Source organism: Pseudomonas sp. CCI1.1, from assembly GCF_034348165.1.
GTDB lineage: Bacteria > Pseudomonadota > Gammaproteobacteria > Pseudomonadales > Pseudomonadaceae > Aquipseudomonas > Aquipseudomonas paracarnis.
This window is the reverse complement of the sequence record NZ_CP133780.1, coordinates 1272683-1294189: the sequence shown is the minus strand read 5'-3', so window position 1 is coordinate 1294189 and position 21507 is coordinate 1272683. Positions and strand designations below refer to the sequence as shown.

General features: G+C 61.5%; 19 protein-coding genes and 1 pseudogene. 11 read left to right on the top strand and 9 right to left on the bottom strand.

Features of this window, described 5'->3' with window-relative positions:
• Positions 1 to 38: 38 nt before the first annotated feature.
• Both RHM69_RS05625 and RHM69_RS05620 read right to left on the bottom strand, forming a co-directional pair.
• The gene (locus RHM69_RS05625; RefSeq protein ID WP_019820078.1) at positions 39 to 1385 is read right to left on the bottom strand and encodes a cation:proton antiporter; all 1347 of its coding nucleotides are present in this window, start codon (positions 1383 to 1385) and stop codon (positions 39 to 41) included.
• 218 nt (positions 1386 to 1603) lie between these two features.
• A complete protein-coding gene (locus RHM69_RS05620) occupies positions 1604 to 2047 on the bottom strand; it encodes an Lrp/AsnC family transcriptional regulator (RefSeq protein WP_014718420.1) in 444 nt (147 codons plus the stop codon).
• 108 nt (positions 2048 to 2155) lie between these two features.
• Between RHM69_RS05620 and RHM69_RS05615 the strand changes: the two genes are divergently transcribed.
• Positions 2156 to 3064, top strand: coding sequence for a DMT family transporter (locus tag RHM69_RS05615; protein ID WP_032903427.1), 909 nt, complete (start codon positions 2156 to 2158; stop codon positions 3062 to 3064).
• Positions 3065 to 3140: 76 nt separating this feature from the next.
• Here RHM69_RS05615 and RHM69_RS05610 read toward each other — a convergent pair whose 3' ends face one another.
• The 3 genes from RHM69_RS05610 to fabF all read right to left on the bottom strand — a co-directional run bounded on the left by RHM69_RS05610 (position 3141) and on the right by fabF (position 7103).
• Entirely contained in the window at positions 3141 to 5120 is a 1980-nt protein-coding gene (locus RHM69_RS05610) for a peptidase U32 family protein (protein WP_014718422.1), read from the bottom strand.
• A gap of 262 nt (positions 5121 to 5382) precedes the next feature.
• Positions 5383 to 5763, bottom strand: a complete 381-nt coding sequence (locus RHM69_RS05605; RefSeq protein WP_014718423.1) for a RidA family protein — start codon at positions 5761 to 5763, stop codon at positions 5383 to 5385.
• A 71-nt stretch (positions 5764 to 5834) separates the two neighbouring features.
• Entirely contained in the window at positions 5835 to 7103 is a 1269-nt protein-coding gene (gene fabF / locus RHM69_RS05600) for a beta-ketoacyl-ACP synthase II (RefSeq protein ID WP_019820073.1), read from the bottom strand.
• 107 nt (positions 7104 to 7210) lie between these two features.
• On the opposite strand from fabF, the gene RHM69_RS05595 reads away from it, so the two are divergent.
• Positions 7211 to 7687, top strand: coding sequence for a winged helix-turn-helix transcriptional regulator (locus tag RHM69_RS05595; protein ID WP_032873990.1), 477 nt, complete (start codon positions 7211 to 7213; stop codon positions 7685 to 7687).
• Positions 7688 to 7691: 4 nt separating this feature from the next.
• On the opposite strand, the gene RHM69_RS05590 is transcribed toward RHM69_RS05595, so the two are convergent.
• Positions 7692 to 8561 (bottom strand): isocitrate lyase/PEP mutase family protein, encoded by an 870-nt coding sequence (locus RHM69_RS05590; protein WP_014718426.1) that lies wholly within the window; start codon positions 8559 to 8561, stop codon positions 7692 to 7694.
• 130 nt (positions 8562 to 8691) lie between these two features.
• Between RHM69_RS05590 and RHM69_RS31055 the strand changes: the two are divergent.
• From RHM69_RS31055 to RHM69_RS05555, 8 genes and pseudogenes are all read left to right on the top strand, one after another.
• Positions 8692 to 8820 (top strand): annotated as a pseudogene (locus RHM69_RS31055) (ATP-binding protein); the annotation flags it as partial.
• A 176-nt stretch (positions 8821 to 8996) separates the two neighbouring features.
• Positions 8997 to 9953 carry an ABC transporter substrate-binding protein gene (locus RHM69_RS05585; RefSeq protein WP_073453686.1) on the top strand — a complete coding sequence of 319 codons (957 nt, stop codon included), beginning with the start codon at positions 8997 to 8999 and terminating at the stop codon, positions 9951 to 9953.
• A gap of 22 nt (positions 9954 to 9975) precedes the next feature.
• Positions 9976 to 11307, top strand: a complete 1332-nt coding sequence (locus RHM69_RS05580; RefSeq protein WP_200599177.1) for an LLM class flavin-dependent oxidoreductase — start codon at positions 9976 to 9978, stop codon at positions 11305 to 11307.
• A 101-nt stretch (positions 11308 to 11408) separates the two neighbouring features.
• Positions 11409 to 12248 (top strand): helix-turn-helix transcriptional regulator, encoded by an 840-nt coding sequence (locus RHM69_RS05575; RefSeq protein ID WP_032873985.1) that lies wholly within the window; start codon positions 11409 to 11411, stop codon positions 12246 to 12248.
• A gap of 36 nt (positions 12249 to 12284) precedes the next feature.
• Positions 12285 to 13667, top strand: coding sequence for an aspartate aminotransferase family protein (locus RHM69_RS05570; RefSeq protein ID WP_014718431.1), 1383 nt, complete (start codon positions 12285 to 12287; stop codon positions 13665 to 13667).
• A gap of 145 nt (positions 13668 to 13812) precedes the next feature.
• Complete coding sequence (locus tag RHM69_RS05565) at positions 13813 to 15192, top strand: APC family permease (protein ID WP_200599176.1); 1380 nt, start codon at positions 13813 to 13815, stop codon at positions 15190 to 15192.
• Between the two features lie 222 nt (positions 15193 to 15414).
• Entirely contained in the window at positions 15415 to 16905 is a 1491-nt protein-coding gene (locus tag RHM69_RS05560) for an aldehyde dehydrogenase (protein ID WP_200599175.1), read from the top strand.
• Positions 16906 to 17036: 131 nt separating this feature from the next.
• Complete coding sequence (locus RHM69_RS05555) at positions 17037 to 17969, top strand: hypothetical protein (RefSeq protein ID WP_020301499.1); 933 nt, start codon at positions 17037 to 17039, stop codon at positions 17967 to 17969.
• A 1-nt stretch (position 17970) separates the two neighbouring features.
• Here RHM69_RS05555 and RHM69_RS05550 read toward each other — a convergent pair whose 3' ends face one another.
• The 3 genes from RHM69_RS05550 to RHM69_RS05540 form a co-directional block, all read right to left on the bottom strand.
• Complete coding sequence (locus RHM69_RS05550; protein ID WP_197865058.1) at positions 17971 to 18876, bottom strand: LysR family transcriptional regulator; 906 nt, start codon at positions 18874 to 18876, stop codon at positions 17971 to 17973.
• Between the two features lie 117 nt (positions 18877 to 18993).
• On the bottom strand, positions 18994 to 19254 hold the full coding sequence (locus tag RHM69_RS05545; protein ID WP_014718436.1) for a metallothionein: 261 nt from the start codon (positions 19252 to 19254) through the stop codon (positions 18994 to 18996).
• Positions 19255 to 19310: 56 nt separating this feature from the next.
• Entirely contained in the window at positions 19311 to 19538 is a 228-nt protein-coding gene (locus RHM69_RS05540; protein ID WP_003191203.1) for a hypothetical protein, read from the bottom strand.
• Positions 19539 to 19755: 217 nt separating this feature from the next.
• Here RHM69_RS05540 and RHM69_RS05535 point away from each other — a divergent pair, with 217 nt between their 5' ends.
• Entirely contained in the window at positions 19756 to 21483 is a 1728-nt protein-coding gene (locus RHM69_RS05535) for a hydrogenase maturation protein (protein ID WP_322255483.1), read from the top strand.
• The last annotated feature ends 24 nt before the right edge of the window (positions 21484 to 21507 follow it).

Genomic DNA, 21507 nt, shown 5'->3' with positions numbered 1-21507 from the left:
GGGTCTTGGCTGTTTGAAACCCCGGCGTGGTGCAGGATTCAATTTTTTTGCGCAGCCTGACGCTCATACCATGCCAGCATGGGCTGGGTAGTCAGGCCATGGGCCAGGATGCTCAATGCGATGACCGACAACGTCAGGTTGACCGCCACCGCACTGCTGGTGCCCACCAGACCGTGGTTGAGCGCATAGAACAGGTAGTAAATGCTGCCGATCCCACGGATGCCGAACCAACTGACCAGGCTGCGTTGGCGATGGTCCAGCAGGCGGCCCCAAGGCATGGCGAATACACTGGCGGGGCGAATCACACAGAACAGTAACGGCGCCACCGCCAACGCGGCCCACTCCCAGTGGCTGACCAGCACGATGCCCAAGACGGTCACCAGGAACACCTCCATGGCCCGCTCCACCAGGCTGCCGAAGGCCAGCATGTCACCCATCATCACGCCTGCCGCGATCTGGGTGTCCTTCAACTGGCTGACGTCGCCGTGCAAGGCTTGCTCGGGCTCGATTTCGAGGTGGCCCACCACCGGTTGCGCCAGGTGCTCGGCGGGTGTCTGGGCGTTGCCGGTGGACTTCACCTCGGCCTGACGCAACCCCAGGCCCGCCGCGAATACCGACAGGAAGCCATAGCCGCCCACGGCTTCGGCGGTCACATAGGCAAGGGCGATCAATGCCAGTGTCAGGTAATCATTGGGCGAGAGGGTGCTGTCGGCATTGATCAGGCGCAGGCGCAACGTCACACGGCCGATACCTCGGCCCATCCAGTAGCCGATCAATAGCCCGACCGGCACCGCCCATACCAGGTTTTTCAGCACCCAACCGCCGACCCAGTCGCCATCGAAGCCGCCGTGTTGCATGAACAGCAAGCCGAAGATCACAAACGGAAAGGCGCTGCCATCGTTCAGCCCCGCTTCGCCGGACAGACCGAAGCGCAGCGCGTCGTAGTCCTGGGCATTGTTGACCTGAACCAGACCCGCCAGCACCGGATCGGTCGGCGCCAGGATCGCGCCCACCAACAAAGACACCCCCCACGACAGATCAAGCAGGTAATGCAGCAACAGCCCGGTGCCGAGGATGGTCAACAGCATGACCGGGCCGGCCAGGCCGAAGGCGATGCGCCAGGTGCGATGCTTGAGCGGCAGGCGCAATTTAAGGCCGCTGACAAACAGCGAAAACAGCACTGCCACTTCGGTCAGGTGCTCCATCCAGCGCGCCGACCCCTTGATGTCCAGGTGCAGCAGGTCCACACCGAGGGGGCCGATGGCGATGCCGAGCAACAGGCACACCGCCGAAGTGGTGACCGGCATCCAGCGCAGGTAGGAGGACGTGAGGGCGAGGGTGAGCAGCACCGCGCCCAATACGGCCAACCATAGAATGAAAGTCATAGTGCGTGCACCCGGCCGTGGTTCATTCAGGTTGGAGGGCGGTGGCCAAGTGCGGGTTCAAACAATCACCGGGTTGAAGTGGCATTCTGTGGGAGCGGGCTTGCCCGCGAATGCGGTATACCCGTCAACAGAGTCGGTGTCTGACACCCTGTATTCGCGAGCAAGCCCGCTCCCACATTTGACTGTGTTTGGTCATGACACTCCCTTGGCATGACACCTCAGCGAGCCCCCAGCGGCGGCAAGCGCCGTTTCACCGGGGTTTTCTTCACAATCGCAGTATTGGTTTCGGCATACCCATTGATCCGGTCCAGCAGGCTGTCCAACTGATCCATGGTGCGCACATGCAGGCGGGCGATGAAGCAGTCCTCGCCGGTGACCTTGTCGCATTCGGTGAACTCAGGGATCGCCTGGATCTGGCGCTCCACTTCCTGCAGTTTGCCGGGCAGGGGGCGGATGCGCACGATGGCTTGCAGCAGGTAACCGAAGTGTTTGGGGTCGATGTCGACGGTGTAGTGGGTCAGCACGCCGCGTTCTTCCAGGCGCCGCAGACGTTCGCTGACGCTGGGTGACGACAGCCCGGTGATGCCTGCCAGGGCCTTGAGGGACAACCGCGAGTCGTCCATCAAAGCGGCGATCAATTGCTGGTCGATGGTGTCGATCATGGTCTGTGCCTAATAAGAAAAGGTGATTTCGGGCTTTTGCCTTTTTTAGTCGCTGTAGCCGTCGCCGACAGATTGCCATACTGGAGCCTCACTTGAGGAGCCTCAATCATGGATTCATCCATCCGTCGCGGGTCGTGGGAAATGGTCGCCGCCATGCTGATCTCGGGCAGCATTGGCTGGTTTGTGCTGGTGTCTGGCGTGTCGGTGATCGAGGTGGTGTTCTGGCGCTGCGTGATCGGTGCGCTGACGCTGGTGCTGGTGTGCGCCTGGCTGGGTTACCTGCGCCTGGACCTGCTCAGTTGGGCAAAACTGGGGCTGGCCGTGCTCAGCGGTGTGGCCATTGTCGGCAACTGGTTGCTGCTGTTCGAATCCTACTCCCGTGCCTCCATCGCGATCAGCACCGCGGTGTACAACGTGCAGCCGTTTATTCTGGTAATGCTGGCGGCGGTGTTTCTCGGTGAAAAAATCACCGTGCAGAAACTGGCGTGGTTGAGCGTGGCGTTCCTGGGCATGTTGGCGATTGTTACCGCCCATGGCGAGCAAACGGGTGGAGGAGATTACCTGGTAGGCATCGCGCTGGCCCTGGGCGCGGCATTTTTGTATGCGGTCGCGGCGTTGATCATCAAGCGCCTCAAGGAAGTACCGCCGCATTTGATGGCATTGATCCAGGTGGCCACTGGCGCGCTATTGCTGGCGCCGCTGGTGCCCTGGAATGGCCTGCCGGCATCCACCACGACGTGGGCGGCCTTGGTCACCTTGGGGGTGGTGCACACGGGTTTGATGTATGTACTGCTGTATGGCGCGATCCAGAAACTGCCGACGGCCATTACCGGCGCACTGTCGTTCATCTACCCGATTGCGGCGATCTTTGTGGATTGGATTGCGTTCGGGCATCGCCTGGGGTGGCTGCAATGGCTGGGTGTGGCGGCGATTCTGCTGGCAGCGGCAGGGTTGCAGCGGGGCTGGTGGTGGCCCCGCAACCTCGGTAGGCGCGAGCTTGCTCGCGAAGAAGGCTAACGATGACGCAGCGCATCGGGTTGAAACGCGGCGTCCTCGAGCTTTTCGCGAGCAAGCTCGCTCCTACAGATGAGGGTTAGTGCGTGCCCTGATAGATGAGGTTTTCCGGATTGAAATGCTCCACCGCGCTGCCAGGCTGCGGCAGGCCGAGGATATGCCCCTTGATCTTGCCCACCACATGCATCTCGCAGGGTTTGCAGTCGAACTTGAGGGTCAGCACTTCGTCACCGTGGATCAATTGCATCGGCGCCACCTTGGTCTTTACCCCGGTCACACCCTTGGCCTGTTTAGGGCACAGGTTGAACGAGAAACGCAGGCAGTGCTTGGTGATCATCACCGGCACTTCGCCGGTTTCTTCGTGGGCTTCGAAGGCCGCGTCGATCAGCTTCACGCCGTGACGATGGTAGAAGTCCCGGGCCTTCTGGTTGTAGACGTTGGCCAGGAACGACAGGTGCGCCTCAGGGTAAACCGGCGGCGGCGAGGTTTCAGCCTTGCGCCCGCCCCGCGGATGCGCGGCGACGCGTGCGGCGGTCAGTGCTTCGATCACTTCACGGCGCAAGGCCTTGAGCTGCGAATTGGGAATGAAGAACGCCTGCGGCGCATCCAGTTCGATGCGGGTGGCATGGTACTCGGTGGTGCCGAGTTGGCCGAGCAGGTCGCGCAGGGTGTCCAGCGCCTGTTCCGGCTTGTTGGCCACGCCAAACGGGCCGGGCAGGGTGACGCTGGCGCTGATGCCTTCTTCGCTGGTCGCGGTGATTTGCAGCTGCTCTTCACGCAGGCACGCGACCCATGACAAGCCGATACGGCGCTCGGCCGAGGTCTTGAGCAGGGCCTGTTGCCAGTTGTGGTCCAGGTTGCGATTGAGCGGGTGATGGGGGCGCAGTTGATGCAGGCCGGCCGGCATTTCGTTGGGCTCGACGCGGTAGCGGTAGCGCTTTTCACCGTCTTCCTCGAACTCACCCTTGGGCTCGGCGATGTTGGCGCGAAAACCCACCACTTCACGCTTGATCAGCACATTGAGGCCGTCGCCGTTGGACAGCGGCTCATGGGTGACCACCTGCAAGTCGCGCTTGCCAGCTTTTTCCACGGTGCCCACGGGCAGGCCGGTAAAGGTCGGGGTGTCAAACGCGCCGATGTCGATCTTGCGGTCGCTGACAAAGTAATCGGTGCTGCCCCGGTGGAAGGTTTTTTCCGGGTCGGGCAGGAAGAAGTGCGCGGTACGCCCGCTGGAAGCGCGGGCCAGGTCCGGGCGGTCTTCGAGGATCTCGTCGAGGCGCTGTCGGTAGTAGGCGGTGATGTTCTTCACATAGCCCATGTCCTTGTAGCGGCCTTCGATCTTGAACGAACGCACACCCGCTTCGACCAGGGCGCGCAGGTTGGCGCTCTGATTGTTGTCTTTCATCGACAGCAGGTGCTTTTCAAAGGCCACCACGCGGCCTTGGTCATCTTTCAGGGTGTAGGGCAGGCGGCAGGCCTGGGAGCAGTCGCCACGGTTGGCGCTGCGGCCATTTTGCGCGTGGGAGATATTGCACTGCCCGGAGAACGCTACGCACAGGGCGCCGTGGATAAAGAACTCGATGGCGGCATCGGTCTCGTCGGCAATGGCGCGGATCTCTTGCAGGTTCAACTCGCGGGCCAGTACCAACTGCGAGAAACCGGCCTGGTCGAGAAACCTGGCCCGGCCCAGGGTGCGGATGTCGGTCTGGGTGCTGGCGTGCAACTCGATCGGCGGAATATCCAGCTCCATCACGCCCAGGTCTTGCACGATCAGCGCATCCACACCGGCATCGTAGAGCTGATGGATCAGCTTGCGCGCGGGCTCCAGCTCGTTGTCATGCAAAATGGTGTTGATGGTGGTGAAGACGCGGGCGTGGTAACGGCGGGCGAATTCCACCAGTTGGGCGATATCGCTCACCTCGTTACACGCATTATGGCGGGCGCCAAAGCTCGGCCCGCCGATGTAAACGGCGTCGGCGCCGTGCAGGATAGCCTCGCGCGCAATGGCGACATCGCGGGCAGGGCTGAGCAATTCCAGGTGATGCTTGGGCAAGGACATAGTTTTTTTAGTCAGGCTTGTCACGGTTGAGGCGCGCATTGTAGCTGTGAAATGCCTGGGCGGCATCTACCGCAGGGCTGTCGGGCCTAATGCAAGTTCGTTAAGCAAACGCAATGCTCAACGCAACGAAGCCCCAATGTGGGAGCTGGCTTGCCTGCGATGGCGATTGAACATTCACCACCGCTATCGCAGGCAAGCCAGCTCCCACCTTTTTGACCGCGTTCGACATTCCGATCAGATCGGCGCTAACGGCGTCACAGATTCAAGCCTTGGCAGCCATCGCCGTCACTTCCACCCGCATACCTTCTACCGCCAAGGCGGCAACGCCCACTGCTGCCCGCACTGGCCAGGGCTTGGCGAAAAAGCGCTTGTAGACCTCGTTGAACGCCGCGCGGTCGGCCATGTCGGTGAGGTAGATGGTCAGGTGCATGACCCGGTCCATGGAGCTGCCGGCTTTTTCCAGCGCAACTTTAAGCGCTTGCAGGGTGCACTCGCTTTGCAGGGTGATATCGCCCAGCTCCAGGCTGCCATCGGCATGGGTGGGAATCTGGGTGGAGACCAGGATGCCGTTGAAGCCGATCACGTCGGAGGAGATGGAATCGGCGTCCGGGTCAGGGGTATAGGACAGGTCGTGGTTGGCCATGGGCACCTCGTGTTGGCAGGAACAGAAAGGCGCCATGGTCGGTGAAATTCAGCCCAGGGGCAAACCCCGGCTTATATCCAGCGTCGGAACAGTACGCTGGCGTTCACGCCGCCAAAGCCGAAGCCATTGGACAGCGCATATTCAATCGGCATGGGACGCGCCTCATCGCGCACCATGTCCAGGCCGTCGGCGAGGGCGTCCGGGTTTTCCAGGTTGAGTGTCATTGGCGCGATCTGGTCACGCAGGGCAAGCACGGTAAAGACGGCTTCGATGCCCCCCGCAGCACCGAGCAAGTGGCCGGTGGCGGATTTTGTCGAGCTGATCGCCGGGCTGCCGCCGGTACCGAATACCGTCCTGATCGCCGCCAGCTCGCCTTTGTCGCCCACAGGCGTGGAGGTCGCGTGGGCATTCAGGTACTGCACCTGCGATGCCTCGATGCCCGCCTGGCGCAACGCTTGAGTCATTGCCCGGCGCGCACCGTCACCGTCTTCAGGCCCTGCGGTCATGTGATAGGCGTCTGCACTGGTGCCATAGCCCACCAGTTCGGCAATCGGCTGTGCGCCCCGCGCCAGGGCATGCTCCAGTTCTTCAATTACCAGAATGCCGGCGCCTTCGCCCATCACAAAGCCGTCGCGCGCCTGATCGAAGGGGCGCGAAGCGCGCTGCGGCGTGGCATTGAAATCGCTGGACAACGCTCGCGCTGCGGCGAAACCGGCCAGGCTGACGCGATGAATCGCCGCTTCGGCACCGCCGCATACCGCGACGTCGACTTCCCCGGCGCGGATCATTCGCGCTGCGTCGCCGATAGCCTGAACCCCGGCTGCACACGCGGTTACTGGCGCACCCAGCGGGCCTTTCAAGCCATAGTTGATCGACACATGCCCGGCGGCCATGTTGCTCAGAAACGATGGAATGGTGAAGGGCGACAGACGACGCGGGCCCTTGCTGTCCGTGGTGCGCACTGCATCGGCAATGGCCGGGAAACCACCGACACCGGAGGCGATGATGGTCGCCGTGCGCGCCTGCTCCTCAGGTGTTTTGGGGGCCCAATTGGCCTGCTTCAGGGCTTCATCCGCCGCCGCCAGGGCGAACAGGATAAAGCGGTCCATCTTGCGCTGTTCCTTGGCCGCCAACAGTCGATCAGGATCAAAACCGGCTTCGGGGTCTTGCAACGCACTTTGCACCTGGCCGCCGATGCTGACCGCCAGATCACCGATCATCTCTTGCGGCAAACAGCGGATGCCCGACTGCCCGTCCAGCAAGCGCTGCCAAGTGGATTCCACGCTCGACCCCAGCGGCGTCAGCGCGCCCATGCCCGTCACGACGATACGTTTACTCATGCTCAATCGACTCCTGTTGCTTGAAGGATACACAGCGTATGGACGTCACTATCATCATGAAAGTAACATGGTGTCCTACAAGTTTGTACTCGCACACAGGAATACTTATGCAGCGCAAATCCCTCATCAGTGCCGAATGCCCCATCGCCCGTAGCCTTGAACGGGTAGGGGAGTGGTGGAGCATGCTGATCATGCGCGACGCCTTGCACGGCTTGCGCCGTTTTGACGAGTTCTCGCGCAGCCTGGGCATCGCGCCCAACATGCTGACGCGCCGCCTTAATGGCTTGGTAGAAGCGGGGATGCTGGAGCGCCGCGCCTACAGCGAGCGGCCGCCACGCTACGAATACGTGCCGACGGCCAGGGGCGAAGACTTTCGTATGGTGCTGATGGCGTTGGTGGCGTGGGGCAATCGGCATTACGCCGAGGAGGGCATCAGTGTCGAGGTGGTGGAACGCGAGACGGGCCGGCCGGTGCAGCCGATGATGGCGACGGAGGAAGGTGCGTGGGTGGCGATGGATCAGTGCGTGGTACAGCCCGGCCCGGCCGCCAGCGCAGGGATGCGCCAACGGCTGAGCCGTGAGTGATTGATTACTCTTTTACATCCATGAACTCTTCGGCCCACGCCACATAGCTCTCAGGCAAGGTGTAAGTGTGGGTCAACTCCGTCGCACTGAGGTTCGAGGTGCTGTGGGTCAGTTGGCGCTGGGCACGCAGGCTGTCGTAAGTGGCCTTGATCGCGGCGAAGTAGGCGCCATGCCCGGCCACCACGATGCGCACGCCCAGGCTGGCCAGGCGCTCGCTGTCGTGCAGTTGCGGGTTGCCGTAGGTCACCAGCATCAGCGGAACGCTGAGGTTCTCCGCGATTTGCTCCAGGTGGTCGAAGTCCTTGACGCCGACCATGCAGATGCCGTCAGCACCGGCCTTTTCGTAGGCCTTGGTCCGCGCAATCACGTCGCTGGTGGGCAGCACGCCGGCATTGGTGCGCGCAATGATCGACAGCGCCGGGTCGACACGTGCCTCCAGCGCGGCCTTGACCTTGCCGATGCCTTCTTCGACGGAAATCAGGTCCGTGGATTTACGCCCGAATTGCGCGGGCAAGAGGGTGTCTTCGATGGTCAGCGCAGCGACGCCGGCGCGTTCCAGTTCTTCGACGGTGCGCATCACGTTCAGGGCGTTGCCGTAGCCATGGTCGGCATCGGCGATGAAGGGCAACTGGGCCACACGGCCGATGCGGGTGGCTTGCTCGACGAACTCACTCAGGGTAATCAACGCAAAATCGGGGGCCGCCAGCACCTGCAGGGAGGCGACTGAACCGCCCAGGATTCCCACTTCAAACCCCAGGTCGGCCGCGATGCGGGCAGACATGGGGTCGAATACGGAGGCGGTTTCAACGCACAGGGGCGTTGCCAGCAGGTCACGGAAGTTACGGCGTAGCGCTGAGTGAGAAATCTTGGGCATGGTCTTTCCTGGCTTTGGTCATCGTCAAGTGACGATCAATGTCTATTCGTGGTGCCGGGAGATTACCACGCAGATGCCCCTGTGATTATGACGTTTGAGCAGGCGTGCTAACGAGCGCCGGGGCTGTATGCCGGGCCGGCCTGAGGTCAGCGACGAGGGGCCGGGGATTCCCGAAGCGGACCGGGAGCGTGTATTCGACCCGTTCTTTCGCCTTCGGCGTGGTTCGGGCTTGATGGCCCGGATTGAATTTGCGCGCTAGCGTGATGCGATATACGCATTTTTATTGAATTAGGTTATGCGTAATCAGTATTTTACATCTTACCTTCAGCCCGCAAAAATAGCCCTCACACCCCATAGCTATAAACAATAACCTTTTAAACCGAGACCGTGCGTGCGGATCGACTTGCATGCCCCACAAGGCATCTGGAGACGAACGTGCGTTACCTCAAAATCCTGGCGGCCGGGTTCGCCGCCTCATTTCTGTGCCTGACGGCGCAAGCGCAAACCCTGGTGGTCGGCGACCAGAGCTACAACGCCCAGGCCGTGATGGAAGCGGCGGGGGTGCTGGATGACTTGCCCTACACGCTGGACTGGAAACAGTTCACGGCCGGCTCACCAGTGGCCGAAGCGCTCAACGTCGGCAGCCTGGACCTGGGCCTGCTCGGGGATGCCCCGGTGTTGTTCCTGGGCGCCTTGGGTGCACCGATCAAGGTGATTGCCGTCAGCCGGCAGAATCTCGACGGCGTAGCCATCCTGGTAAAAAAAGACTCGTCGATCCGCAGCCTGGCCGATCTGGCAGGCAAACGCGCCGCGATCTGGAAGGGCTCCTGGAGCCAGCAACTGTTGCTAACCGCGCTGGACAAGGCCGGGGTTGCGCGGGATTCGCTGCAATGGCGTTACCTCAGCGCCCTGGACGCCTCCCACGCGCTGGAAGGCGGTGCCGTTGACGTGATCGCCACTTGGGAACCCTACGTCACGCAACAGGAACGCCAAGGTGCGCGGGTGCTGGCAACCGCTGAAGACTTGATCCCGGCCCAGAGTTTCATTGCCGCCAACGCCAGTGCTGTGGAGGCCAAGCGTGAACCCATCAGTGACTTTCTCCAGCGCCTGAAAACAGCCCGCGACTGGGCGCGCCAGAGCCCGGCCAACGCCAACGCGTATGCCGATGCCTGGGCCAAGCGCACCCGCGCTGATGCCGACATCGCCCGCGTCTGGTTTGCCCGCGCACGCACCACCGTCGAGCCGCTGACGCCTCAGGCGCCCATCGAGGCGCAAAAGACCGTGGACTTTTTTGCCGGCCTGGGTCTGGTCAAGTCTTACTCGGCCGCCACGTTGTTTGACCCTTCATTCGCGGCCGCCTTGCAACCCGCCGTCGTCACCACCCAGCCCTGACCGCTTGAAGGACTAGTGCGCAATGACTAAAAGACAGCTCAAACTTGGCGCCCTGACCATGGGCTGCGGTGGGCCGGGCCGCCATAACCTGTGGCTTGACCCGCAATTGCCGGCCGATGCCAGCGTCAACGTCGATTGGTACATCGAGATAGCGCGCCAGGCCGAGGCGGCGCTGTTCGACCTGCTGTTCATCGTCGACAGCCAGTTCATCACCGAAGGCTCGCCCTCCCATTACCTCAATCGCCTGGAGCCGCTGACGTTGCTGTCGGCACTGGCCGTGAGCACGCGGCATATCGGCCTGGTCGGTACGCTGACCACCTCGTATAACTCGCCGTATAACGTCGCCCGGCGCCTGGCCTCCCTGGACCTGATCAGCAAAGGCCGCGCCGGCTGGAACGTGGTGACCAGTGGCGATGCCGGTACCGCCGGCAATTACAGCCGCGACGAACACTACGACTACGCCACGCGCTATGGGCGTGCCGCCGAACACGTTCAGGTGGTACAGGGGCTGTGGAATTCTTACGAAGACGATGCGTTTGTGCGCAACCGTGCCACTGGGCAGTTTCTCGACCCGAGCAAGCTGCACAGCCTGAACCACCAGGGCGAACACTTTTCGGTGGTGGGCCCGCTGAATATCCAGCGCTCCCCCCAGGGCCAACCGGTGATATTCCAGGCTGGCGACTCCGAACAAGGCCGCGACCTGGGCGCCGCCACCGCCGATGTGATCTTCACCCACGCAGCCACTATCGAGCAGGGCCAGGCGTTTTACCGGGATATCAAGGGTAGGGCGGCACAACGGGGGCGCGATCCGGAACAGGTACTGATCATGCCCGGTGCGGAAATTTACGTGGGCGACACCGATGCCCATGCCCGGGAAATCGAGCAGCACTATCATCAGCTCGACCACAGTTTCGCGCTGGCGCTCAAGGAGTTCGGGCGCAATTTTGGTTGGCATGATTTCAGCCAATACGACCTGGACGCGCCGTTCCCGCAAGAGAGCCTGGAGGCCGCGCGCAGCAGTTTTTTCACCGCAGCCAAACGCATCGCAGACCAGGCCCGGGAAAAGGGCTTTACCCTGCGCCAGGCCGTCGAGTTTGGCCGGCAATTGCGCCCAGGCGCGTTCGTGGGCAGCGCCGCCACGGTGGCGCAGAAACTGGCGGATTGGTTCGAGGCACGGGCGGTGGACGGGTTCAATATCTACATCGGGCACCCTGGGCAATTTGATCGCTTTACTCAGGAGGTGATCCCTTTGCTGCAAGAGCGCGGTGTTTATCGCACGGCCTACGAGGGCTCGACCTTGCGCGAAAGCCTGGGCTTGGCGATTCCGAGGTTCCAGCGCACCCCCTCACCCTAAGGGGTGATTTCGATGACTTTGCGGGTGTGGGACTATCACTTCAGTCCCCGGCGCCAGTGACCTGGTGTCGCACCCAACCGTTATGACGGCGAGTCTTCGAAGTGGATAATGATCGACTGTCTTCAGCCCAGTGGTTCGAACAGATAGCCAGGGTGACCGAGAGCATCGGGCACGCGGGGTTTGCCGCCACGTTGTTCGATGCCCTGGGGTGTATCCGCCCCATTCAGGCCACGACCTTGTACCTGTACCCCCACGACGGCATGCCCAGCGCAGTGTTCGAACTGGACGGGCCATGGCTGCCCCAGGGCAATGTGCGCCAGTACCTCTCCGGGTTTTACTTGCTCGACCCGTTCTACGGCGCCTGCGTGGAGGGGGCGGCTTCCGGCTGCTACGACCTCGCCGACGTAGCCCCCGATCACTTCGAGCACAGCGAGTACTACCAGTCGTTTTACCGGCATTCGCACCTGGAGGATGAGCTCAACTACATCCTGCAGGCGAGCAACGGCTTGAGCCTGGCGGTGTCGCTGGCCTTTACGCAAAAGCTCGACGCGGCCACCACCGAGCAATTCAAGCGCATAGCACCTTGGGTACTGGCGGTGCTGGGCAAGCACTTCGCCGGCCTGGAGACTCAGGGCGCGCGCTTCGAAAGCCTGTTGGAACAGCGTATTCACTCGGCACTCAACAACTTCGGCTCGTCGCTGCTCACCGAACGCGAATGCCGGATCACCCAGTTGATCCTGCGCGGCCACTCCACACGTTCGCTGGCCGAGCGCCTCGGAGTCTCCGAAGACACTATCAAGTCCCACCGCAAGCACATCTACAGCAAGCTCGACATCGGCACGCAATCGGAACTGTTTTCCCTGTTTATCGACTCGTTGGCCGAGGCCCAGGGCGGGCTGAGCAAAGACCCCCTCGAACGCTACATGAGCAAAAGCCGTTGACCGGCTGCATGACCACCCACAACAAGAGAAAAAGCCATGAACCTACCCTTTGAACCGCAACGCCAGACCCAGGACTACCAGGCCTCGGACGCGGCGCACCATATCCATGCCTTTGTGGATCAAAAGGCGCTGAATGCCGAAGGCCCACGCGTAATGGTCCGCGGTGAGGGCCTGTACCTGTGGGACAGCGAGGGTAAGCGTTACCTGGACGGGATGTCGGGCCTGTGGTGTACGCAGCTGGGTTATGGCCGCAAGGACCTGACCGCTGCGGCGGCTGCGCAGATGGATCAGTTGGCGTACTACAACATGTTCTTTCACACCACCCATCCGGCGGTGATCGAGCTGTCCGAGTTGCTGTTCAGCCTGTTGCCAAAGCACTACAGCCATGTGATCTACACCAACTCCGGTTCCGAAGCCAACGAGGTGCTGATCCGCACCGTACGCCGCTACTGGCAAGTGCTCGGCAAGCCGCAGAAGAAGATCATGATCGGTCGCTGGAATGGCTATCACGGCTCCACCCTGGCGGCGTCTGCCCTGGGCGGCATGAAATTCATGCATGAAATGGGCGGCTTGATCCCGGACGTCGCGCACATTGACGAGCCTTATTGGTACGCCCAGGGCGGTGAGTTGACCCCGGCCGAGTTCGGAAGGCGCTGCGCTCTACAACTGGAAGAAAAGATCCTGGAGTTGGGCGCGCAAAACGTCGCCGGTTTTATCGCTGAACCTTTCCAGGGCGCCGGCGGCATGATTTTCCCCCCAGAAAGCTACTGGCCAGAGATCCAGCGCATCTGTCGCCAATACGATGTGCTGCTGTGCGCTGATGAAGTGATTGGCGGTTTCGGCCGTACCGGTGAATGGTTTGCCCATCAGCATTTCGGCTTCGAACCCGACACGTTGTCGATCGCCAAGGGCCTGACCTCCGGTTACCTGCCCATGGGCGGTTTGGTATTGAGCAAGCGCATGGCCGAAGCCCTGGTGGAGCGGGGCGGGGTGTTTGCCCATGGACTGACGTATTCCGGGCACCCGGTTGCGGCGGCGGTGGCCCTGGCCAACCTCAAGGCGCTGCGTGACGAAGGGATCGTGCGCCAGGTGAAGGACGACACCGGGCCGTATTTGCACACGCTCCTGCATGAAGTCTTTGGTAACCACCCGCTGATCGGCGAGATCCAGGGTACCGGCCTGCTGGCAGCCTTGCAGTTTGTCGAGGACAAGGGCACGCGCAAACGCTTTGCCAATGAAAACGACCTGGCCTGGCAATGCCGCACGTTTGGCTTCGAAGAAGGCGTGATTATTCGCTCGACCCTGGGCCGTATGATCATGGCGCCGGCTCTGGTGGCCAGCCGCGCGGAGCTTGATGAGCTGGTCGACAAAACCCGCATCGCGGTGGACCGCACCGCACGGATCGCGGGAAAACTGTGAAGGGCTAAGCCCCTGCATGCCGCTCGGTTGAACAGGGTGGGCGCCCCATAGCGGCCTGCCCACCGCTCCCAATGGATGACTCATCAACGGTGTCGATTTGATCGAACGCCGCGGTGCCCTGCATTCCACTTTCCAGGAGTCAGCAATGAATACAATAACAAACGTAGCCGATACTCCCGCCCATCAAACCTCAACCCAACTGACCTCATCGCGCCGCTTTCGACAACCCCTGGGCCTTGTCGGGCTTGTACTGTTCGGCCTGGCGTATATGGTGCCGCTGGCGGTGTTCACCACCTACGGCCTGGTCACCCAGATGACCAAAGGGCATCTGGCCACCGCCTACCTGTTGACCCTGGCTGCCATGCTGCTGACGGCCTACAGCTATGGGTGCATGGTCAAGGCGCACCCCTTTTCGGGCTCGGTCTACACCTATACGCGCAAGGCGTTTGGCGCCTCCTTCGGCTTTATCGCCGGCTGGACCTTGCTGCTGGACTACATCTTCCTGCCGCTGCTCAGCTATTTGCTGATCGGCATCTACTTGTCCGAATACTTTCCTACCGTGCCCACCGCCGTATGGGTATTGGGCTCCATTGCCCTGGTGACGGCGCTGAATCTGGTGGGTATCGAGTCGATTACCCGGGTCAATTGGGTGCTGATCGTGGCCCAACTGGTGTTCATCGTGGTGTTCGTGGCGTTGTCGATCCACAACCTCAGCGGGCAAGCCGAGCCGGTGCCGCTGCTCAAGCCGTTTTACCATGAAGGTTTCAGTGTGCCGCTGATCATGACCGGTGCGGCGGTGCTGTGCCTGTCGTTCCTGGGGTTTGATGCGGTATCGACCATGGCCGAGGAGACGCCGGACCCGCGCCGTACCATTCCGCAGGCGATCATGGCGGTGTCGCTGATCGGTGGGCTGCTGTTTCTGGTGGTGTCGTATTGCGCCCAGATGGTCTTCCCGGAATGGAACAGTTTCGCCGATCCCGACGCGGCTTCGGTGGATGTGATGCGTCGGGTCGGCGGTGAGCTGCTGGTGAGTGCATTTACCGCCACCTACGTGGCGGGTTGTTTCGCTTCCGCGATGGTCTCCCAGGCCAGCGTGTCACGGGTGCTGTTCGCCATGGGCCGCGACGGCGCATTGCCCAGGGTATTCGGCAAGCTGGTGACGAAAAAACGCGTCCCGGCCAACGCGATCATGCTGGTCAGCCTGTTTTCGCTGATTGCGCTGTTTATCAGCCTGGACACCGTGGCCAACATGATTAGCTTTGGCGCGCTGTTCGCGTTTTCGGCGGTGAACCTGGCCGTGATCAAGCATTACCTGGGCGACCAGAAGCTGCGCGGTACACGCAACTATCTGCTGTACGCCGCCCTGCCAGGCCTGGGGTTTCTCAGCACGCTGTGGTTGTGGACGAGCCTGTCGGGCCTGTCGTTCACCATCGGCCTGGGCTGGATGGGCCTGGGGCTGCTGTGTTTGCTGTGCCTCACCCGAGGGTTCCGGGTGGGGATGCCGGAATTGCACATGGCCGAATAAGAAAAAAAACGGGCGTTCCCTAATGCCAATCAGTCAAGCGCAGGCCCCCTGTGGGAGCGGGCTTGCTCGCGAAGACGTCGGCCCAGCAAACATTGATATTGACTGATACACCGCCTTCGCGAGCAAGCCCGCTCCCACATTGGCACTGCGTTGCCTTGAGCATTGCGTTCGGCGTCGGGCTTGCCGCCGCGTGGATTAGACCCAATTACATAGGAGTACAGCATGTTCAACCTCGACTACTGGCAGCAACGCGCTGCCCGTCAAACCTTCATCAACACCGCCTTGATCGACGGCCAGGCCGTCGCCGCACTGTCCGGGGCGACCTTTGACGCCATCAACCCTGCGACCAACCAGCTCCTTGCACGTGTCGCCGCCTGCGGTGAGGTTGAAGTGGACTTGGCAGTGCGCTCCGCACGCCGCGCCTTTGAGAACGGCCCGTGGCGGCGCATGCCTCCAGGCGAACGCAAAAAAGTCCTGATCAAACTCGCCGACCTGTTGATGACCCACCGCGAAGAACTCGCATTGCTGGACTCCCTGAACATGGGCAAGCCGGTAATGGACGCCTATAACGTCGACGTGCCCGGCGCGGCCCATGTGTTCGCCTGGTACGGTGAAGCCCTGGACAAGCTCTACGATCAGGTCGCGCCGACTGCCCACAACGCGTTGGCGACCATCACCCGCGAAGCCCAGGGTGTGATTGCCGCGGTGGTGCCGTGGAATTTTCCGCTGGACATGGCCGCCTGGAAACTGGCACCCGCCTTGGCGGCCGGCAATAGCGTGGTGCTCAAGCCCGCTGAGCAATCGCCGTTTTCCGCCCTGCGCCTGGCCCAACTGGCGCTGGAGGCAGGCATCCCCGAAGGCGTGCTAAACGTGGTGCCAGGTATGGGCGAGGGCGCCGGCAAGGCACTGGGGTTGCACCTGGACGTTGATTGCCTGGTGTTTACCGGCTCCACCCAGGTGGGCAAATACTTCATGCAGTACGCCGCCCAGTCCAACCTCAAACAGGTGTGGCTGGAGTGTGGTGGCAAGAGCCCGAACCTGGTGTTTGCAGACTGTCAGGACCTGGACCTGGCGGCGGAGAAGGCGGCCTTTGGGATTTTCTTCAACCAGGGCGAGGTGTGTTCGGCCAATTCGCGCCTCTACGTGCAACGCTGCATCCACGACGAGTTCATCGAGCGCCTGATCGATAAATCCCGCGCCTGGATGCCCGGCAACCCACTTAATCCCGCCAGCGCCGCCGGTGCAATTGTCGACAGCGGGCAAACCGCACGCATCATGCAAGCCATCGGCCGGGCGCACGCAGACGGTGCCACGCTGTTGACCGGTGGCCAACAGTTGAACATCGAGGGTTGTTCAAACTTCATCCAGCCGACGATATTCGCCAACGTCACCGCTGACATGCGCCTTTCCCAGGAGGAGGTGTTTGGGCCTGTGCTGGCGGTGAGCGCTTTCGATACCGAAGAACAGGCCATTCAGCAAGCCAACGACAGCCTTTATGGCCTGGCGGCCTCGGTGTGGAGTGATGACCTGAACCGTGCGCATCGCGTGGCCCGTGCCCTGAACGCCGGCACCGTGTCGGTCAACACCATTGATGCGCTGGATGTGACCGTGCCGTTTGGCGGCGGCAAACAGTCGGGGTTCGGGCGCGATTTGTCGCTGCATTCGTTCGATAAGTACACGCAACTGAAAACCACCTGGTTCCAGTTGCGTTAACTGCCCCGTTTCGCATAACTGCTGTGCCGTCACAGGCATTCATCCGCCAGTGGGCAATGCCTATAGTCCACTCACCCCGTGCAGCGCTTCAACCGCGCTGCGCGATCCAGCCCAAGACTGAGGTGAGCCTGATGAACCGTGAATTGGACCCCGCACTGACGGATATCAACCAAGTGGACGCCGAGTACTTCGAGTACAGCAAGGCGGCGAACCCCATCAGTGCCAACCTGATTTCCCGCATTCCCTACCACAGCTTTCCCGCCTCGCTGTATGACAATGGCCCCTCCCGCGTGGTACCGCTGGACCTCAGCGAGGCTTTGGGCTGCGAAGGCCCCGCCACCGGCCCCGGGTTATGCGCAAACTTCATGCGCCTTAACCGTGGTGACACACTGACCCTGCAACCCAACGCCACTTCCCAGGTGTTCTACGTGATTGCCGGGCAAGGCAGCGTGGTTCAGGGGGAGTATGAGATTCAATGGTCCAAGGGCTGCTTTATTGCCCTGCCGGGATTACAGCAGGCGCACTTCAGTGCCCGCGAGGATGCACGTCTTTACTATGTTCACGATGAGCCGTTGCTGCGTTACCTGGGGGTGACACCCCGCGCCGATCGCTTTGCGCCGACCCTGTACCCAGCAGCGCTGGCCAACGCGAAGTTGCGTGAAGCGGCCGATGATCCCAGGGCACAGGACCGCAGCCGCATCAGCATCCTGCTGGGCAACCGCCGCTTCCCGCAGACGCGCACGGTGACTCACGTGCTGTGGGCCATGTACGGAATTCTGCCGGCGGGATCGGTGCAGAAACCCCATCGGCATCAGTCGATTGCACTGGACTTCATTATTGATTGCCCCAAGGGCTGTTATTCATTGGTGGGCACCGAGCTGGACGCGGATGGGCAAATTCGTAACCCGCAGCGGGTCGACTGGTCGCCCGGCCTGGCGTTTGTCACACCACCCGGTTACTGGCATGCGCACTTTAATGAATCGGATAGCGAGGCGTTCCTGATCCCGATTCAGGATGCGGGGCTGCAAACCTACCTGCGTGCGTTGGATATCCGCTTCAGTTGAGTCACTTCCAGTCCGGTGTTTCGCCCAGTCGTTCAACGATAAAGTCGATAAAACACCGGACCTTCGATGACACGATGCGCTTGGGCGGGTACACAAACCACACCGCAAACGCCCGCTCCACGCCCTGGATGTGCCATTCGGGCAGCCACACTGCCAACTCGCCGGCCTCGATACTTCGTGCCACCAGCCAGTCCGGCAACAGCCCAAAGCCCAAGCCTTGGCGCACGGCGATGAGTTGCGCGTCCAGGTCATTGATTCGAATCACGCCGTCATGCTGCAACGGGAGCGCGCGGCCGGCGGATACAAAACTGATATCGCCGGTGGTCGCCGTGCCCAGCACCGCAGGCACACCGGCCAAGTCCGTGGGCGTGGACGGAGGAGGGTGCTGCGTGCCAAACGCCGGGCTGACCACAAAGCGGTAGTGGCCGTCGCTGAGCTTGCGTGCCTTGAGCGTCGAATCGGCCAGCTCGCCAATGCGGATGGCCAAGTCGACGCCGGCATGAATCAAATTGACCTTGTTGTTATCCAGCACCAGTTCGACGCTGATCTGCGGGTAGCGCGCCAGAAAGTCATTCAACGCCGGCAGGATGTGATGGCGAGCAAACGCCGGTGGCAGGTTGAGTTTCAACACGCCCCGGGGATGCTGGTTCAGCGCAGACGTGGCTGCCTTGGCGTGTTCCAGTTCATCCAATACTCTGCGTGCGTGTATCAGGAAGGTCTGGCCGCCTTCGGTCAGATGCAGCGTGCGTGTGGAGCGGTTGAACAGCGCGATGCCCAGGTCTTGCTCAAGGTCCTTCACATAGCGTGAAACCGTTGAGGCCTTGATCCCCAAGCGCTCGGCGGCACGCGAGAAGTTGTTGCCTTCGGCGGCTTCGATGAAGGCGGTGAGCGCGGTGAAATAGTCCAAGGGCAGCCTCAGGGCAGGGCGGTGAGACGTGCAGGTTGTTGATTTTTGCCGGGGGCTGTCAACTGCTAGACCCTAGAGCCACGATGCAACCCCCGTTTTCCTAGTGGGGCTGAATGATCAAGGCGATATGGGATCGCTTGCAGGAAAGGTTTCTTCGATCGCCTCGTCGAGCTGGCTATCGCTGACGGAGCGGTCTCGCACCTTCACATTCGACTCGCAATGGCAATCGGCACTGGGGCACGCTTGACCCTGTGGGTGCAAGTCGGCGCATGCCTGGCTGCAGTAGGCTTTGCCGTTGCGCTGGTGACGCGTGTCATGGGTCACCTGGCAGGTGCAGCCTGGGCAGGCGCAGGGCAAACCTTGAGTTGTCGGGTTCATAGGTCCTCCGAATATTCAGTGATTGATAAACGGGCAGCGCTTTTCTGATACGCAAATCAGGGCTGCTGGTAATGCCCTGGGATGTCATGGCCTTCATCGGCGGGCTTGTTGCGCTTTTGCACCTGGACGTCGCTCAATTTCGCGTCCTTGAGCTCTGCAAAGCGCTGCCTGAGCAGGGACTCGGCCCATTGAGGGTCCAGCGTGTCGGCATCGTGCTCAAGCGTGCGGCTTTGTGGCTGGTTGTCGAGGATGAAACTGATGAGGTAATGCGGTTTCTCGAACATGAACGTGGCTCCGTTACGGTTAACAAGGCGTACCCGAGCAGGGCATGTTCATTTGATGAGTAGGTTGCGCGGTGATTCAGAAAAAATAAGCCGCTTTCATCTATTGATCTCGATCAGGTGGGGAGGCTGGCTCGCTCTATAACCTTGGGCGCTTATCGATGGCCAGGGACGGCTCAACGGGCTGCTCTGGTCGCATATTCTCAAGGAAGAGTCAGCCATGCGATCACTGAAGATCCTGTTGTTATCATCGGCATTCAACGGTTTAACCCAACGGGCCTGGCTGGATCTGCGCCAAGCGGGTCACGACCCCAGCGTTGTGGTGTTCACCGATCAAGCCACGGTATGCCAGCAGGTCGAGGCGTCTGGCGCCGGCCTGGTGATCTGCCCATTTTTGAAGGACCGTGTGCCGCATCAACTGTGGAGCCATCCGCAGCGCCCGGTGGTGATCATCCATCCGGGCATCGTCGGCGACCGTGGCGCCAGTGCGCTGGACTGGGCCATCACCCAGCAGGCCCGCCGTTGGGGCGTCACCGCCTTGCAAGCGGTGGAGGAAATGGACGCCGGGCCAATCTGGTCCACCTGTGAGTTCGACATGCCCGCCCAGGTGCGCAAATCCGAGCTGTACAACGGCCTGGTGAGCGACGCCGCGATGGTTTGCATTCGTGATGTAGTGGCGAAATTCGCCAAAGGCTTCGTCCCGACACCGCTCGATTACACCCAACCCAGCGTCATCGGACGCTTGCAGCCGAACATGACCCAGGCCGACCGCACCTTCAGTTGGTTCGATTGCGCAGGCTTTATCAAGCGCAGCATCGACGCTGCCGATGGCCAGCCCGGCGTGTTGGCCAGCCTGTTGGGCGGGCAATATTACCTCTACGACGCGCACTTGGACGCTCGCCAGGGCACCCCGGGAGAAATCCTCGCAGTGCAGGACGATGCCGTGCTGGTAGCGGCTGGAGATCACAGCCTGTGGATCGGCTCGCTCAAACCCAAAGGCCCAGAGACCTTCAAGCGACCGGCACGGCACGTTCTGGCTGAGCAGTTGGCCGGGGTGCCGGTGCTGGACAGTTCAATCGTCTGCCAGGCGTTCAACGAGCGGGTCTATCAACCCATTCGCTACCAAGAGTTCGGCCACATCGGCGAACTGACGTTCGAGTTCTACAACGGCGCCATGAGCACCGAACAATGCCAGCGGCTGGTCGCAGCGTTGCGCTGGGCCAAGGCGCGAGATACCCAAGTGTTGCTGATCAAGGGCGGGCGCGGCAGCTTTTCCAATGGGGTGCACCTAAACGTCATCCAGGCCGCCGACGTGCCGGGGCTGGAAGCCTGGGCCAACATTCAAGCCATCGACGATGTGTGCCTGGAGCTGCTCACTGCCAGGCAGCTGGTGATCAGCGGCCTGACCGGCAGCGCAGGCGCAGGCGGCGTGATGCTGGCGCTGGCCGCCGACATTGTATTGGCCCGCGAAGGTGTGGTGCTCAACCCGCACTACAAGACCATGGGACTCTACGGCTCCGAATACTGGACCTACAGCCTGCCACGGGCCGTGGGCAGCGAAATCGCGCATAAGCTTACCGAAGAATGCCTGCCCATCAGCGCCATCCAGGCCCAGCAGTACGGCATGGTTCAGGCCATCGGCCCGCGTTGCCCACAAGCATTTGGCTTGTGGCTTTTGCAACAGGCCGACAGTGCGTTGACCGATGATAAGTACCTTCATGCACGCACACGTAAAGCCACGCTGGATACTCAGCAAGTTGAACGCTGTCGCGAGCAGGAACTGACACAGATGCGATTCGACATGGTGGGAAATCGCCAGCAGTTTGCCGAGAAATGCCGCAACTTCGTGTTTAAACGCAAAACCTGCCAGACCCCGCAGCGGTTGATTGCGCCGTGGGCGTTGAGCTACGAGGCTGGCGTGCCGCAAAGCCGGATGCTGAATGACTGACCGTCGACGCGGGGAGGGCGCGGC

Bases quoted from the DNA above. Each gene is read 5' to 3' on its own strand.
- RHM69_RS05570 (WP_014718431.1), top strand. From the start codon at position 12,285: ATGAACCTACCCTTTGAACCGCAACGCCAGACCCAGGACTACCAGGCC.
- RHM69_RS05590 (WP_014718426.1), bottom strand. From the start codon at position 8,561: ATGCCCAAGATTTCTCACTCAGCGCTACGCCGTAACTTCCGTGACCTG.
- RHM69_RS05545 (WP_014718436.1), bottom strand. From the start codon at position 19,254: ATGAACCCGACAACTCAAGGTTTGCCCTGCGCCTGCCCAGGCTGCACC.
- RHM69_RS05605 (WP_014718423.1), bottom strand. From the start codon at position 5,763: ATGGCCAACCACGACCTGTCCTATACCCCTGACCCGGACGCCGATTCC.
- fabF (WP_019820073.1), bottom strand. From the start codon at position 7,103: ATGAGTAAACGTATCGTCGTGACGGGCATGGGCGCGCTGACGCCGCTG.
- RHM69_RS05555 (WP_020301499.1), top strand. From the start codon at position 17,037: ATGAACCGTGAATTGGACCCCGCACTGACGGATATCAACCAAGTGGAC.
- RHM69_RS05560 (WP_200599175.1), top strand. From the start codon at position 15,415: ATGTTCAACCTCGACTACTGGCAGCAACGCGCTGCCCGTCAAACCTTC.
- RHM69_RS05610 (WP_014718422.1), bottom strand. From the start codon at position 5,120: ATGTCCTTGCCCAAGCATCACCTGGAATTGCTCAGCCCTGCCCGCGAT.
- RHM69_RS05615 (WP_032903427.1), top strand. From the start codon at position 2,156: ATGGATTCATCCATCCGTCGCGGGTCGTGGGAAATGGTCGCCGCCATG.
- RHM69_RS05580 (WP_200599177.1), top strand. From the start codon at position 9,976: ATGACTAAAAGACAGCTCAAACTTGGCGCCCTGACCATGGGCTGCGGT.
- RHM69_RS05565 (WP_200599176.1), top strand. From the start codon at position 13,813: ATGAATACAATAACAAACGTAGCCGATACTCCCGCCCATCAAACCTCA.
- RHM69_RS05595 (WP_032873990.1), top strand. From the start codon at position 7,211: ATGCAGCGCAAATCCCTCATCAGTGCCGAATGCCCCATCGCCCGTAGC.
- RHM69_RS05535 (WP_322255483.1), top strand. From the start codon at position 19,756: ATGCGATCACTGAAGATCCTGTTGTTATCATCGGCATTCAACGGTTTA.
- RHM69_RS05625 (WP_019820078.1), bottom strand. From the start codon at position 1,385: ATGACTTTCATTCTATGGTTGGCCGTATTGGGCGCGGTGCTGCTCACC.
- RHM69_RS05540 (WP_003191203.1), bottom strand. From the start codon at position 19,538: ATGTTCGAGAAACCGCATTACCTCATCAGTTTCATCCTCGACAACCAG.
- RHM69_RS05620 (WP_014718420.1), bottom strand. From the start codon at position 2,047: ATGATCGACACCATCGACCAGCAATTGATCGCCGCTTTGATGGACGAC.